Source organism: Rhizobium esperanzae, assembly GCF_002204185.1.
GTDB classification, from domain to species: Bacteria; Pseudomonadota; Alphaproteobacteria; order Rhizobiales; family Rhizobiaceae; genus Rhizobium; species Rhizobium esperanzae.
In genome coordinates this window covers 176208-191458 of record NZ_MXPU01000009.1, presented here as the reverse complement: position 1 = coordinate 191458, position 15251 = coordinate 176208, and the positions used below count along the sequence as shown (strand labels likewise).

The window sequence follows — 15251 nt, the reverse complement described above, 5'->3', positions numbered from 1 at the left end:
GCAGATTATTTTACATTGCGCTCAGCTTTTGGCAGAGAGTGCGGCCCGCGCCTTGGTGGCGCCCATGGATTGTGTTGTGCGCCATCAGCGCCGCGTTTCTAAGAATCCGGCGACAGCGACGATGGCTGCATCCGTGTGCGGCCAAGCGGCTAGCTCGCCCAGCGTCACTGGTTTGATGGGCGGGCGCAGCCGATAGTAACCAGCGTCGCTGGGCGAGCCGCCACGGCATTTTGCCAGCAGTTCGACCGCAGTCATGCCGCACAGCCGGCCTTGACATGGGCCCATTCCACATCGTGTGAACGCCTTCATCTGGTTCGGGCCCGGCACGCCGAGCGCTGCAACCTCGCGCAGCTTCCCAGCCGTAATTTCCTCGCAGCGGCAGACGATGGTGCTGTCGTGCTCCGGGATCCGGAATTTCTCGCCAGAACGAAAGCGACGCTCGATGAACGTCCTGCCTCTCATGGCTCGAGCTAGCTCCCGAGTGAGCCGTGCCCGACGCTCTCCGTAAGCATTTCGGTCAATGAGGTTTAAGTCAAATGAGGCATTGAGGCCAGCCAACTCCCCTTGGAGTGCGGAGGCAACCGCGCCGACGATGCCGGCACCATCGCCGGCGATCGAAACACCTGGAACGGAACTTGCGCCACAGGCATCGACGCTCGGGCGGAAAACGGCCGAATGCTCATCCCAATAGTAATCGCATCCCGCCGCTAGCGTGAGATTGAGGTTTGGCGCGATTCCTTGGTGCAGGAGGAGAAGGTCGCCTTCAATCTCGAGAGAATTCTTGCCCCTGCTCGCGCGCAGAGCGCTGAATTTTTCCTGCCCAACGGCCTCGATTGCGGTCACCCCGCGAACGACTCGCGCCCGCCGGTGAACGTCGAAGAGAAGTTTCAGGCCTTTAAGGGCATGGGGTGAGGTGACAAAGGCGGGCAGATGAACGAGAGCCGTACGCCAGTTCTCGCGTGGCGTGGCGTCGACAACTGCGATGACATCTACGCCTGCCCGGAGAAGCTGGCTTGCCACTAAGTGCAGCAGCGGCCCGGTTCCGGCGAGGATGGTGCGCACGGACGGCACGAGACCTGACGACTTCATCAAGATCTGCGCCGCTCCCGCCGTCATGACACCCGGCATGGTCCACCCTGGGAACGGGAACGGGCGTTCGAGCGCGCCTGTTGCGAGGATCACCCGATGGGCGGCGATCGGTCGAGCAATCTCGCCGAGGGTAATCCCGACCTCGAGCGGATGCGCGCCGTCCAATTCTTCGTCAGCAGGCCCGACACTCCACACAGTCGCACGGGGGGCGTAGCTCAAGTTTCCTTGCCGAAATCGCTCGATGAGCTTCCGCCCGGCAGCGTAGTCCGGCCCCATGCGGGCGAGGTCGGCATCTGATGCATGCTCGACCGACCGATAAATCTGCCCGCCAGGGGATTCATTTTCATCGGCGAGCAAAACCGCGAGACCGTGGATCGAGGCTTCGATGGCTGCCGAGAGGCCGGCAGGGCCCGCGCCAACGACGACGACGTCATAGGCAGGCGCGAGATCGGTGGCAGACTGAATGTTTCTAATCACCCTTCCTGCCTCGGCATGGCCGCGCCCTCCTGTGTTTCGATCCGCATCCCCTCCGCAACGTTGGTCATGCAACCCTGCTGGTTCGGCCGGCCATCGATTTTGACGAGGCACTCGAAGCAGACACCCATCATGCAGTAAGGACCACGGGCGGCGCCCGACACCGGGCTGCGACGCGTGCTGCCATATCCCGCGGCTAACAGTGCGGCGGCAACGCTATCGCCTTGTCTGGCCATGGTCGGCATACCGTTGAATGTGAATGAAATTGAACTCTCCTTTCGGTCAGGCAGCCGCCGGAACATGGAACCTCCGGGAATGAAATGCGGAAAGATCGTCAGAAAGCGCGCCGGCTGAAATCTGCCGCGACAGGACCAGCGCATGATTGGCCGCCAGAGTCACGCCGGAATGGCAGGCACATGCGAACGCACCAGGAAACCTCTCTGACTGCTCGTAAATGGGGTAGCCGTCCGGCGTCACTACTCGGAATGCGGCCCAGATCCGCACTGCACTGGCGTCCTTTAGAAGTGGGAATGTGCGCACGGCGCGCTCAGCCAGGACCGCCGTAATCGGCCCGCGCGGCCGCTGGTGATCGATTGTGGTTTCCTTGCTTTCGCCGATCAGCACAGATCCCTCGTCTGTCTGCCGCAGATGGCCGGTGGCATGGCTTAGGAAGGGCTTCAGCCGCTCGGTCACAATGATCTGGCCGCGGCTGGGCGAGAGCGGAACGTTCAGCCCGACCATCGGAGCGAGCGCGGTGTTGCCGATCCCTGCAGCAAGGACGATCTTGCCGGCACCGAGTCGCCACCCGTCTCCTGCCAATTCGAACGTACCTGTGCGATGACTGATCGCAATCGTCTGCCGATGCGGCAGATAATGAACGCCACGCTGCTTAAGCGCCTTATGAAAGCCTGCGAACAGCCGCAGCGGATTAACGTGTCCATCGAGCGGGCTGAAAATCGCCCCTGCCACGGTCTCGCCGACCAGCGGCAAGCGGCGACGCGTCTCCGCCTGATCGAGTATCTCATATTCGAGCGGTGGGGTTCCTTCCGCCTCCATTCCGGGCTGGCCGGCCAGCTTCGCCATGGATGTGATCCCGCGTTCCAGCTCCGTAGACGTGAGCCGAATTGAGAAGCCGCCCGATTGGACGAATCCAGTGTCGACGCCGGTTTCGGCCTTGAGCTCGGCCGCCAACTGGTGCCAGTTTGCAGTCGAGATTCGCGACCACCGCGAATAGGCGGCGTTGCCGAGGCCCTTGCTTGAACTCCATACGAGACCGAAATTCGCCCGTGCCGCCCTGTTTGCCACATCGCCTTCATCGATGACGGCAATCCTTTGTCCGCACGTGGACAGACCCCAGGCAATCGATACGCCCACGAGGCCGCCGCCTATGATGATTACGTCGTAATCCATTTCGCTAGCTTCCTTCCATGCGTGTATCAACGGCCTCTTGCTGGCCGGCACTCACGTTCAGATGGCACCTACCTTAACTTTCGAACCGTCCACCAGGCGCGACAGGCGGAAGGGGGTGGGGTCGACACAGGGTGTATCGTTGGCAACGAGGTCGGCGGCCAGGCGGCCGATGCCCGGGCCGAGGCCGAAGCCGTGCCCGGAGCCGCCCGCGGCCAGGTAAAGGCCCTTCACACGATCGGCCGGCGAGATGACCGGCACCGCGTCCGGCGTGAAATCCACGTAGGCTCCCCAGCTGTCGGCGATTTCGACGCCCGCCAACGCAGGAAACTGCTCGATGACCCGTTTCAAAATGGCCGCGATCGTGCGGCGGCTCGGCGGCGGGTCGAGAACGCGCATCCGCTCGAAGGCCGACGGTTTACTCGTGTTCAAGCTTCCGAATGCCTCCGGACCCTGGAGGAAGGATTTGCCGATGCCGAACTGCACCGCTTTCAGACGCTTCATGAACATCGGCATGAACCAGCGGGCGTAGCGAATGCCTTGTGGAGTGATATCCAGCATTGCCCTACCGCTGATCGCAAGCGTGTAACTGCCATCCAACCGGCGGGTCAGCGCGCAGTCCGGCGTATAGATCGCCTCACCCAGATCCTTCGTGGGCCGCGTACGAAGCGCTGTCTGGCGCACGCTCGCCTGTGGAAACACAACGCCGTGCTGGCGGCAAAACATCGACGTCCAGGCACCGCCAGCACAAAGGACGGCTTGTGTCCGGATGGTTCCCTTTTCGGTGATGACCCCCGCCACAGCTCCATTGACCAGATCGAGACCTTGCGCAGCGCACTCCTGGTGGATCGTCGCGCCAAATTTGCGAGCGCCGTACGCGATCGTCGGCGCGGCGATGGCGGGCTCGCCCTTGCCATCATCGATCGAATGCACGCCGCCGACCCATCGGCGTCCATTTGCCGGGATCGTGGCAGCCGCTTCCTTTGCGCTGAGCATCTTCGTATTGACATTGAACTGCCGGGCGGTCTCACGCCATGCTTCCCATTCCGCCAGTTGCCGCGGATTATCCGTAGCGTAAAGCAGACCGCATCGGCGGAAGCCCACGTCCTCACCGATTTTAGCCGCAAACTCATCCCAAGCTTGCAAAGCGATGCCCGAGAGCGGTAACTCGCGTGCATCCCGGTTCTGCCGCCGGCACCAACCCCAGTTGCGGCTCGACTGCTCGCAGCCGACATAGCCCTTTTCGACCAGAGCTACGGACAGTCCCCGCTCCGCGAGAAAGAAAGCTGCCGTTGCACCAATAATGCCGCCGCCAATGACGACAACATCAGCCTTTGCGGGAAGCTCTTGATCGTTCGGTATGCGCTTGACAATTGGAGACATGGGGGCTGACCTGAACTGATTTTGGCGGCCGATCTATACGGCACTGTTTCCTGCTCCTCCGGCGGGAGCAATTGAGGCAATGACGGCTATCGCATCGACTTCGACGAGATAGCCCCAGTGAAGTTCCGGTACCGGAACGACGTGCGAGTCGGGCGGGAAGCGCCCAAGCCTAGCCGTTCGGACGGATGCATTTCGATGACGCCTTCTGCCGGACGCAGGAAATTCCCGACGGACAGGGCAGGTCATGTGAAGCTACCGAGCGGAGGCGAGCAGCATGTATCGAATGCAAATGCAGGGGCGGCAGGAAATTCCGTTTTCGGCGGCGCGACAGTCACAGCTAGGACGGTCGACCGGGTAAGCTACAGAGCATCGTCTGACGACAGCGGTTTTTGAATTGGTTTCCCGTCGAGCACGACAGATGCCCTGATCAGGTCCATGTCACCCCCGCTGCTACAGCCTCACGATAAAGAGCGTGCACAATAAAAAACCGAGATATTCTATGACTACTGGCACTTATGAGTCCCCTGCGCTTGCCATGATCCACACGGTCCACGGGATCATCCCCGCGTTCAACGAACTCGTTACCCGCCATCTGCCCGGTTGGCGCCCGTTTAATATGTTGGATGAGAGCTTGCTGGGGCACACGATCCGCGAAGGCGCGCTGTCACGTCAGACCATGCGGCGGCTTGCGACTCACATTTGGTCGGCGGTGGATGCGGGGGCTTCCGCAGTCCTCGTCACTTGTTCGTCGCTCGGCCCTGCAGTGGATGCGGCAATGCCACTCTGCCCCGTACCTCTCTTCCGTATAGATGATGGGGTGGCAATTGAGGCCTTGCAATGCGGAGATCGAATTGGCGTCCTCGCAACGCTGTTCACAACATTGAGCCCGACGACCCATTTGATCGAACGCCATGCTCAGCGAATGGGTCGCGAAATTCTCCTTACAAGTCATCTCTGCGAAGGGGCGTTTGAGAAACTGCGGGACGGAGACAGAGCGGCGCATGATGCGCTGATACGTGAAGGCCTTGCTGCTCTGTTGGGCAACGTTGACGTGGTTGTTCTAGCTCAAGCATCGATGGCAAATGCGCTGAGCGAGATGAAAGGCACGCCGGTACCAATACTAGCTAGTCCCGAACTTGGAGTGCTGCACATGTCCTCAGCGCTGAAGAGCGCGACGTCGGGGAAAGCCCTGAGAGGCTAGGTAACCCATCGATATTCCGGCAGCTCAACGGATGGTTGAGACTGGGTTCGCGTCGTTCAGGGGCGACGCGGCAGAAATGATAGGCGCACTGCTCATCCAAGGATCAACTGGCGGCCAGCAAAATCGGCGAACATCAGGAAATCGCGGAGCGACCTGATGAACAATGGATGTGGCATCGACAAATATTTGCGCGACGTGCGCTGAAACTCGCCGACCGTCAAGTCGCACCTGCCGCTGAGAGCCTCCTTCCCGCAATTATCCGCCTCCGACGGCGCGGATCAGCTTCGGATCCTGCTTGAGCCCGTCGAGCCAGGCCGGGTCGAGCTTCGGGACGGAGGAGAACAGTAGCTGTGAGTAGGGGTGGCTCGCGCTGCTGCTCATGGCCGAGGGAGGGAGCTGCTCGATCTTTTCGCCCGCATACATCACCGCGACTTCGTCGCAGATCGCCTCGACCACGGAGAGGTCGTGGCTGATAAAAATGTAGGAGAGAGAAAGCTCCCGCTGCAGCTCCTTGAGAAGGTCGATGACGGCTGCGGCAACTACGGTATCAAGTGCCGACGTAACCTCGTCACACAGGATCAGTTTTGGCTCGGCAGCGAGCGCGCGAGCGAAGTTGACGCGCTGCTTCTGACCCCCGGACAGTTCTGACGGGCGCCGGTGCTTCAAGGCCCGGGGCAGCCGAACCATATCCAGGAGTTCGTCGATCCGCTTCTCACGCTTCTCACCTGTCATGCCGTGATAAAAGGCCAACGGTCGCCCGAGAATATCGCTGATCGATTTGGCGGGATTGAGTGCGGTGTCGGCGTATTGGAAAACGATCTGCAGCTCTCGCAACTGTTCTCGCGTACGGGCGCCGGCGGCTGGCGCCAGCGTCTGTCCATTGAAGGTGATCTTGCCCGCGGTTGCGGGAATGATGCCGGCAATCGTTCGAGCCAGGGTGGATTTGCCGCAGCCGGACTCACCGATAATTCCCAGATTGCAACCGCTCTCAACCTCGACGCTGACGGATTTCAGGGCTTTGACGAGGGGTGTGCCATCGGCCTGGATGGGTCCATAGCCTGCGATAAGGTCTTGCACCTGAAGAATCGCTTTGCTCTGCTGCTTGTCAGGGGATTTGGCCCGCGCTTCCGGCTTGAAAGCGCCTAACAACTCCTTGGTATAAGGATGCTGCGGTCTGCTGAGGATTTGCTCGGTGCTTCCGATCTCCTGGACTTCGCCTCCTTTGAGGACAACGATGCGATCGGCAATTTGGGCCACTACGGCAAGATCGTGCGAGACGTACACGCCGCCGATGCGACCCTTGTGCATTACGGATTTAAAGGCGCGCAGCACTTCGATCTGTGTGGTCACATCAAGCGCCGTCGTGGGCTCGTCGAAGATGACAAGTTTTGGATCACCGATCAGGGCCATCGCGGCCGAGAGGCGCTGCAACTGACCGCCGGAAACCTGATGCGGATAACGGGAACCGATCGTTTCCGGATCGGGAAGCGAGAGCGCCTTGAATAGGCTTACCGCGCGGGTGCGGGCCTCTTCGGCGGGCATCAGGTCATGGATGCGAGCGATCTCGATGACCTGTTCCATGATCGTCTGTGACGGGTTGAAGGCCGCGGCGGCACTTTGTGGTACATATGAGACGACGGTTCCCCGGATCTTGGCCCGTTTTCGCTCCGGAAGGCTTGCCATGTCCTGACCGGCGAGCACGACGGAGCCGCCGCTGATCCGACAGCCGGCGCGGGCATGGCCCATCAGGGTTAGAGCGATGGTCGTCTTGCCTGACCCACTTTCACCGATCAGAGCGACGATCTCGCCTTCAGCGACTTCGAAACTGACGCCACGGATGATTTCGACGACGCGGCCGGAGTCGGTCTTGGCTTCGACCTTGAGGTCACGGATTTCGACGAGGTTGGCCATCATTCGCTCCGATCGCGTATTTTTTGAGGAAGGTTGTCGATCAGCAGATTGACGCTGATCGTCAGCGTGGCGATAGCGATCGAGGGGAAAATCACCGCGGGTGCGCCGAGCGGGAGGCCGCCGATATTCTCGCGCACCAGGGCTCCCCAATCCGCGTAGGGCGGCTGCACGCCAAGCCCGAGGAACGAAAGACCCGATAGGAGCAGCACGATGAAGACGAAGCGCAGGCCCAGGTCGGCAAGAACCGGCCCGACAATATTGGGCAGGATTTCGGACGCGACCAAGTAAGCTATACCTTCGCCGCGAGCGCGGGCCACGGTGATGAAGTCCATCGTATTGATGTTGACTGCGAGAGCCCGGGCGAAGCGATAGGAGCCGGGCGTGTAGATCACCGCAAGTGTCAGCACCAGAACGGGAATGGACGATCCGACCGCCGCCACGACCACGAGGCCAAAAAGTTTGCTTGGAATGGAATTCAGGGCATCGAGAAAGCGACTGAGAAAGGTGTCGACCCATCCCCCAGATACCGCCGCGATCATGCCGAGCACGACGCCCGAGAAGCAGGCGATGCTAACCGCGACTAACGAAATGCCGACCGTATAGCGTGCTCCCATCAGGATGCGCGAAAGCATGTCACGTCCCAGATAGTCTGAACCGAGCCAGAACTGCTGGCTCATGGGGCCGAAATAGTCAAAATCGAGTATCTCACCCACCGGATGGGGGATGATCCAGGGAGCAATGACGGCGATGATTGCCCAGAAAGCAATGACGGCGAAGCCGACCACACCGACCAGGTTGATGCGATAGGCGAATTTCCGACGCTTTAGCGCATGTGTTTCGATCGTGGTCATCATCGTAGCCTCGGGTTGGCAAGAATAGCGATGATATCGGCCGTCGTGATCAGGATCAGATAGCCGACGCAGAATATCATCGCGCAGGATTGGATGAGCGGGAGATCGCGGGTGGCGACGGCGTCGACCATGAGCTTGGCGATGCCGGGATAGTTGAAGATCGTCTCGACGATGATTACTCCGCCCAGAAGGTATGAAAGGGAGAGGGCAATTGCGTTGACGATCGGACCGAGGGCGTTTGGCAGCGCATGTTTCAACACGATGCGGCTTCGTGAGGCACCCTTCAATAGTGCCATTTCGGCATAGGGTGTATTCAGTGTTTCCACCACCGCAGCCCGCGTCATGCGGATCATCTGCGCGGACACCCCGAAGGTGAGGGTGATCACCGGCATCGCGTAGACGCGCACTATGTCGGTGATAGTGTGGACTTCGTTGGTGAGTGAAATCGCGGGCAGCCATTGCAAATAGACTGCAAAGAACATGACAGCCAACGTCGCTATCATGAATTCCGGTACCGATATGACGCCGATCGTAAATACGGTGACCGCTCGATCATAAAGCGAGCCCCTTACCATGGCGGCGGTGATGCCGAGCGTCAATGCAATCGGTACTGCGAACAAGGCCGTGACGCCCGCAAGCTTCATCGAGTTCGCGAACCGGCCGCCGATCAGGTCGGCGACCGGCATGTTGTTGGCGTAGGACGTGCCCAGGTCACCCGATAGCAGTCCGCCCATCCAATAGATAAAACGCAGAAATGCCGGGTCGTCGAGATGCATGGCCGTGCGCAATCCGGCGACGGCCTCCGGCGTTGCAGCCTGGCCGAGAAGGATCGAAGCAGTATCCCCCGGCAGGAGCGTCGTCGCTGTAAAGACCGCGAACGAGACGATGACCAAGGTGATCAGGGCGATGAGCAATCTGCTCAGCACCAGGGATAAGACCTCTTTGTTCACACTCGCTTCCTTCCAGTTATCGGAACCAAAGTGCAGAGGGGCCACAGCAACGTGGCGGCAGCCCCGAGACTACTTTGTCGATCACGATTCAAACCAAACATGCTCGGCCATGCGATAACCCATCATACCTCCGAGCGGGTTCGTTTCCATGCCCTTGAGCTTGTCCGTGATGGCGTCGATCCCGGTCAGGTAGGCCGGAATGATGGTGCCGGCCTCATTGGCAATCATCACCTGCATCTCATTGTAAATCGCTTTACGCTTCTCCTGATCGAGCGAGCCGCGCGCCTCGATCAGCATCTTGTCGAATTTATCCGATTTGTAATGGCTCTCATTCCAGGGTGCGCCGGACGCATATAGCAACGAGAACAGGATGTCGGGCGTCGGCCTATAATTGATATTGCCGAAATGGATCGGGGCCTTGAGCCAATACTTGTCCCAATAGCCGTCGGAGGGCACGCGCTGGACGTCGAGCTTCATGCCGATTTCGGCGCCCGCGGCCTGAATAATCATCGCCATGTCGATTGCGGAGTTCGCGGCCTCGGACGCGATCACCGGGATCGACTGACCGAGAACGCCCGCCTTGTTGAAATAGAACTTTGCCTTTTCAGGGTCGTACGGCTTCGGCTGGAGATCGTCGTTGCGATAGGGGTTGCCCGGGAAAATCGGCTGGTCGTTGCCGATTTCACCGCGCCCGCGCAGGGCTGCCCTCAGGATCTGCTCACGATTAACCAGGTGCTTCATGCCCGCGACGAAATCGCTGTTTTGACCAGGGGTCGTATCGAGGCGCATGTTGAGGTTGGTGTAGCTGTTGGCGCTCGATTTCGACAGAACGAAGCCGGGCCTGCCTTCGACGAGCCGTTCCGAGCGGGGATTGATAGCGGCCGCGACATGGATGTCTCCCGACAGCAAGGCATTCACGCGCGAGCTGTCGTCGCTGATCGCGAAAAACTCAAAGGAGTCGACAAATGGTCCTTTCGACTTCCAGTAATGGTCGTTCCGCCGCATAAGCGAGCGCACACCGGGTTCGAAGTTTTCGAGAACGAAAGGCCCTGTGCCGTTCCCCTTCGAGAAGTCGGCGGTCCCTTCCGCGACGATCATGAAGTGCTGTAGCGCCAGGATGGTCGGCAGGTCGGCGTTGGCGTCTGCGAGTGTTATTTCGAGAGTGAGATCGTCGAGCGCCTTGAACCCCGTCATTTGCTTTGCGATGGCATTGACCTTCGAGCCGACGTTGGGATCCAGGTGGCGCTTGAGCGAGTAGATCACATCTGCGGACGTAAGTTGTTTCCCGTCGTGAAAGGTGACGCCCTTGCGCAGCTTCACGGTCCACACCTTGCCATCGGTGCTCTCGATGCTTTCCGCCAGCTCCATCTCGACCGCGCCGGACCTGTCGAGGTTGGAAAGGCGGCTATAGACCGCGGAACACCGTGAATAATCCGTTGAATTCGATGCTTTGGCCGGGTCGAGCGTGTCTGCGGTCGAAGACGTGAAGCCTGCCGCCTTGAGATGTCCTCCGGTGATCGGAGACGCGGCGATCGCTTTAGTGGCGCGACCAACGATGACGCCGCCAGCAGACATGGCGACGCCGCCAGCGAGAAGCATCTGCAGCAGTTCACGGCGGGTGGCGCCGCGTCTGATGGCGCATTCGACCGCTGCGTCGTCGGCGCGGGTCCAGTTCGTAGTCCTTAAGTCGGTCATGGCATTCCCCTTTTCTTTCTGTGATGGCCGCCTGCCGGCGAGCCGATCCGGTTTTAAAAGTCAGGCGCGCGAAGCGGCCACGGCCTCCGCGGGGCGGCCATCGACGTGAAATGATCGGGTGCGGTGAATTCCGCCGGCTCGATCGTGCCGTCGCAGCCCTTGTGGGCATGCCGCCGCTCCCGCAGCGGCCCGCCGGCGGGCAGGCCAAGCTCCGTCCCGCTCGCGAGATAGGCGCGCACGAGATCGTCGGGAAAGAGGTCAACATCGTCTGAATAGCGGTGGGCCTCGCGATAGAGGCTGAGCGTCGCCCGCTCGCTATTGATCTCGTGTCCCGTTTCGGCTGAATCGATGAGCAAGCCGACCTCGTCGAAGCCCATGTAGCTGATTTCCGGAAGACTTTTGCTCACGCGAATTCCCCAGTGTTCGGCTCCGATGGAGCGCGGCTTCTCAAAGAAGAATATTCCGTTCCCGGCAGGATCGTTGTCCCGCTCTTGTATGAAGGCCGGATTTGTTGTGATCCGTGCCTTTCGTCTGTTTCAGTTTGTCACTTGCGCTGCGCCGGATTCTCCGAAAAGGCGCCCTGGCGCGGCACAAAACACCGAATCTAACCGTTTCGCGCTATTCTCAGACCCGCAGCGCCCCGCGCACATCCGGGTCCTCAAGCGTCTGGTCCAGCGTGAGGCGCGTGCGCTCGACGATCGCATCGATTTCCGTTTCGGTGCAGCACAGCGGCGGCGCATAACCGAGCACGCCGTTGCCGAAGGCGCGGATGACGAGGCCGTTTTCCCAGGCGCGATCGAAGATCCGGCGGGCGGGTTCGGCGGATGCCGGCAGCGGCGTCTTGTTGATCTTGTCGACCACGAGCTCGACGGCGGCGAGCATTCCGCGGCCGCGGACATCACCCACGAGCGGGTGATCTCTCAGCGATTCCAACCCCTGCATCAGCCGCGTCCCGGCCTTGACGCCGTTGTCGAGCAGGCCGGTTTCGTAAAGCTTCAGGACTTCAAGGCCGACGGCGGCGCTGACGGGATGGGCCGAATAGGTGTAGCCGTGACCGATCGCGGCGGCACCGGCACCCTCGGCGATCGTTTCATAGACGTGGTGGGCCATGAAGACGGCGCCCATCGGGACGTAGCCGGAGGTGAGACCCTTGGCGGTGGCCATGAAATCCGGCACGATTCCCTCTTCGCTGCAGGCAAAAAGCGGCCCTGTGCGGCCAAATCCGGTGATCACCTCATCGGCCACGAAGAGAATGTCGTGCTCGCGGCAAAATTCGCGCATCGCCTTCACCCAGCCTTTCGGCGGTACGAGCACGCCGCCCGAACCCTGGATCGGTTCGACGTAGAAGGCGGCGACGCGCTCCGGCCCGATCGCCTCTACCTTGGTTTTCAGCGCTGCCAGCGAGGCCTCGATAATCGCCTGCGGATCCTCGCCGACCGGGTTGCGGTAGGCGTAATGAGACGGAATTTTATGCTGCCAGTCGAACGGAAGGCCGAAGCCGGCATGGAATGCGGGCAAAGCGGTCAGGCCCGCACCCGCCGTCGAGGAGCCGTGATAGCCCTGTTCGACCGAAATGAACTGATCGCGCTCGGGCCGTCCCCGAGCATTCCAGTAGTAGCGGATGAACCGGATCGTGCTGTCCACCGCGTCGGAGCCGCCGAGGGTGAAATAGACATGGTTGAGATCGCCTGGCGCCCGATCGGCGAGTTCTGAGGCAAGCCGGATCGCCGGCTCGGAGCCGAGGCCGAAATAGGCCGTCGCATAGGGAAGCTCCCGCATCTGCCGGGCCGCCGCCTCGACGATGCTCTGATGGCCGTAACCTGCATTGACGCACCAGAGGCCGGCGAAACCGTCGATCAGTTGTTTGCCGGAGGCGTCGGTGACCGTTGCGCCCTTGGCCGAGGCCAGTACGCGCACGCCATGCTTCTCGTGGCTGCGGTACGATGCCACCGGATGAATGAGATGGGCGCGATCGAGTTCGATGAGCGAGTTGCTGTACATTGAGATCTCCGGATCAGCCGAGTGCCTGGCTGGCAAGGGCAAAGGTGGTGGCGGTCCGGGCGGCGACGTCGCCGGCCGATGGCTTTCTCATGGCGATGCCACCACCGACATGGGCGAGCCCCTGTGTGGCGAGCCATGGAGAGAGTCCGGCTTCGGCAGTCGTGTCCACCCTGAGGAACCTTCCTGGACGACCGGCGATGTGATGTTCGATGAGTTTCCTGGCGTCCTCGACATCCGCGGCGACCACGGGTCCGATCACCTCGCCGCGACCGAAGGGTCGCAGGCAGGCGAAGCCCGAAACGCTGCGGTCGCGGCGAATGACGGAGAATTCGCCCACCGTTGCGAGGTAGGAGAGCAGCCCTTCGCGGTCGGCGCCGAAGGCAAGGCGGTCAAGCGTCATGATGGCCGGGAGATCGCCGGCAGTGGCGGCGCTCGTGCCGGCCGGTGCGTCGATTTCTCCCGCGAGGCCTTGGTGCTGCAGCACGGTCCCGGTTTCATGAAAGCCGAGCTTCTGGTAGAGCGGCAGGCCTGCCGTTGTCGCGACCAGCCGCAGCGGCCGGTCGCCTGCGATTCGCAACGCGGCATCCATCAGCCGGCGGCCGAGGCCACGGCCGCGCATGGTTTCATCGACGATGACCATGTTGATGGTCGCACAATCTTGTTTGTAGGCTGTGACGAGGACCGTGCCGACGACCCTGTCGTCCTCGATTGCGACCATGCCTTCGCTCAACGCGAGGGCCATCTGCCAGTCCTCTGGCCGATGCGGCCAGCCAGCCTGTCTGGAGAGCGCAACGGCTGCTTCCAGATGGTCTGGGCCGAACGCGGTGATTTCGATCTGACGTGTTTGCATCGGGCCGTCCTTCATATCGTGCCCGCAAGTCTGCCGGAGCCCCGGCGGGCAGATCGTCTGAAGGCCGCGGTTCAGGCAGTATCTTATAGCTTTACGCCGACGGGCCGCCGCATCTTATGCCGGAGCTATTTCATCGGGATGCTCTATGCCTGGCTAGGTCAGTGCATCATCGCCAGCGCTGCCGCAAAGAAGTCGTCGCCACCGAAGTTTCCTGATTTCAATGCCAGAAGCATGTCGCCTTGTGCATTGCCGACCGTGCGCAGCACCGGCACGCCGGGAGCAATCTCGGGGCCGATCAGAAACGCCGGGATGGCGAGCCTGTCGACGGCGGCCCCCGAGGTTTCACCGCCGGCGACCACCAGACGCCTCACGCCTCTTTCAACCAGTTCGGCTGCGATAATCGACATTGCGGTCTCGATCGCGTGGCCCGAGGTCTCCCGCCCATATTGCGATTGCAGCCGGGATACGGTTTCCGGCGACGCGCTCGCGGCGACGATCACCGGGCCGGCGGAGATCCGGTCTCCGGCCCAGGAAATCGCGGCGGCGATCTCATCCGGGCCTGATATCAGGCGCTCTGGATCAAGCCGCAGCACAGGCATCGACCGTTCGGCGACCTCGAGCTGGCGTAGCGTTGCTTTCGAACAGCTGCCGGCAATAATCGCCGAAAACCCGTCGACAGGGCGGATGATGTCTTCAGCTGTTGCGCCGCCGGATACGCGGCCGGAACGGACGAGCGCCCGAGCAAGGCCGAGGCCAAGGCCGGACGCACCGGTCGATATCGGCGTTTCGAGCGCGATCTCGCCGAGCGTTTCCAGATCCTTTTCGAAAATTGCGTCGGCGACAGCCATGGTCGCGCCTGTCGTGCGCAACGCATCGAGCCTCGCCCTGGCGGCGGCAGGGCCGGCCGCGATGGCTGCCAGATCGATCAAGCCGATGGCGCCGCGCGTTTGTCGGGCGAGAACCCGCACGAGGTTGGCGTCGTGCATCGGGTTGAGGGGGTGATCCTTGAGCGGGCTTTCGTTCAATGGTTGGCCGCCGACGAACAGATGGCCGAGGTAGACAGTCCGCCCTGTTTCTGGAAAGGCTGGTGTAACCAGCACGCTGCCGCCGCCCGCAGCATCGCGCAAGGCCTCGGTGACGGGACCGATATTGCCGGCGTCGGTGGAATCGAACGTCGAGCAGATTTTGTAAAGCACGTGGCCCGCGCCGCGATGGCGCAGCCATCGCTCGGCTTCCGTGGCAGCCGTCACGGCCTCAGAGGCAGGGACCGAGCGGATTTTCAGGGAAACGACGACGGCATCAACGTCGGGCAGCGCGAGCGAGGGATCGGGGATGCCGACCGTCTGCACCGTGCGCAGGCCATTCTTTGTCAGCGTGTTGGCGAGATCCGAGGCACCCGTGTAGTCGTCAGCAATCGATCCGAGTGAAATGGCCATTAT

At 61.3% G+C, this 15251-nt stretch carries 12 protein-coding genes and 1 pseudogene; 1 reads left to right on the top strand and 12 read right to left on the bottom strand.

All coding sequences use genetic code 11. The annotated features are described in order from the left end of the window. Positions 1–84: 84 nt before the first annotated feature. Genes B5E41_RS15695 through B5E41_RS15680 form a run of 4 tightly spaced genes read right to left on the bottom strand, consistent with a single transcriptional unit; the run spans position 85 to position 4353 of the window. Positions 85–1566, bottom strand: a complete 1482-nt coding sequence (locus B5E41_RS15695; protein WP_245303098.1) for an NAD(P)/FAD-dependent oxidoreductase — start codon at positions 1564–1566, stop codon at positions 85–87. After that, the gene (locus tag B5E41_RS15690) at positions 1563–1865 is read right to left on the bottom strand and encodes a (2Fe-2S)-binding protein (protein ID WP_064812800.1); all 303 of its coding nucleotides are present in this window, start codon (positions 1863–1865) and stop codon (positions 1563–1565) included. Before B5E41_RS15690 ends, B5E41_RS15695 begins: the two co-directional genes overlap by 4 nt. Then, positions 1846–2973 (bottom strand): NAD(P)/FAD-dependent oxidoreductase, encoded by a 1128-nt coding sequence (locus B5E41_RS15685; RefSeq protein ID WP_088395019.1) that lies wholly within the window; start codon positions 2971–2973, stop codon positions 1846–1848. The genes B5E41_RS15690 and B5E41_RS15685 overlap by 20 nt, the downstream gene beginning before the upstream one ends. A 57-nt stretch (positions 2974–3030) precedes the next feature. Next, a complete protein-coding gene (locus B5E41_RS15680) occupies positions 3031–4353 on the bottom strand; it encodes an NAD(P)/FAD-dependent oxidoreductase (protein ID WP_088395017.1) in 1323 nt (440 codons plus the stop codon). 499 nt (positions 4354–4852) lie between these two features. Here B5E41_RS15680 and B5E41_RS15670 point away from each other — a divergent pair, with 499 nt between their 5' ends. After that, the gene (locus tag B5E41_RS15670) at positions 4853–5554 is read left to right on the top strand and encodes an aspartate/glutamate racemase family protein (protein ID WP_088395015.1); all 702 of its coding nucleotides are present in this window, start codon (positions 4853–4855) and stop codon (positions 5552–5554) included. Between the two features lie 255 nt (positions 5555–5809). Here B5E41_RS15670 and B5E41_RS15665 read toward each other — a convergent pair whose 3' ends face one another. The 8 genes and pseudogenes from B5E41_RS15665 to otnK all read right to left on the bottom strand — a co-directional run bounded on the left by B5E41_RS15665 (position 5810) and on the right by otnK (position 15248). Next, positions 5810–7465, bottom strand: coding sequence for an ABC transporter ATP-binding protein (locus B5E41_RS15665; RefSeq protein ID WP_085861967.1), 1656 nt, complete (start codon positions 7463–7465; stop codon positions 5810–5812). Continuing rightward, complete coding sequence (locus tag B5E41_RS15660; protein ID WP_064812793.1) at positions 7465–8319, bottom strand: ABC transporter permease; 855 nt, start codon at positions 8317–8319, stop codon at positions 7465–7467. Before B5E41_RS15660 ends, B5E41_RS15665 begins: the two co-directional genes overlap by 1 nt. Next, a complete protein-coding gene (locus tag B5E41_RS15655) occupies positions 8316–9266 on the bottom strand; it encodes an ABC transporter permease (protein WP_085861966.1) in 951 nt (316 codons plus the stop codon). Before B5E41_RS15655 ends, B5E41_RS15660 begins: the two co-directional genes overlap by 4 nt. 81 nt (positions 9267–9347) lie before the next feature. Then, positions 9348–10961, bottom strand: a complete 1614-nt coding sequence (locus B5E41_RS15650; protein ID WP_088395013.1) for an ABC transporter substrate-binding protein — start codon at positions 10959–10961, stop codon at positions 9348–9350. A 60-nt stretch (positions 10962–11021) separates the two neighbouring features. After that, positions 11022–11140 (bottom strand): annotated as a pseudogene (locus B5E41_RS32775) (HAD-IA family hydrolase); the annotation flags it as partial. Between the two features lie 445 nt (positions 11141–11585). After that, entirely contained in the window at positions 11586–12962 is a 1377-nt protein-coding gene (locus B5E41_RS15640) for an aspartate aminotransferase family protein (protein WP_088395011.1), read from the bottom strand. 13 nt (positions 12963–12975) lie between these two features. Next, complete coding sequence (locus B5E41_RS15635) at positions 12976–13812, bottom strand: GNAT family N-acetyltransferase (RefSeq protein ID WP_088395120.1); 837 nt, start codon at positions 13810–13812, stop codon at positions 12976–12978. A 158-nt stretch (positions 13813–13970) separates the two neighbouring features. Further along, the gene (gene otnK / locus B5E41_RS15630; protein WP_088395009.1) at positions 13971–15248 is read right to left on the bottom strand and encodes a 3-oxo-tetronate kinase; all 1278 of its coding nucleotides are present in this window, start codon (positions 15246–15248) and stop codon (positions 13971–13973) included. Positions 15249–15251 lie beyond the last annotated feature (3 nt).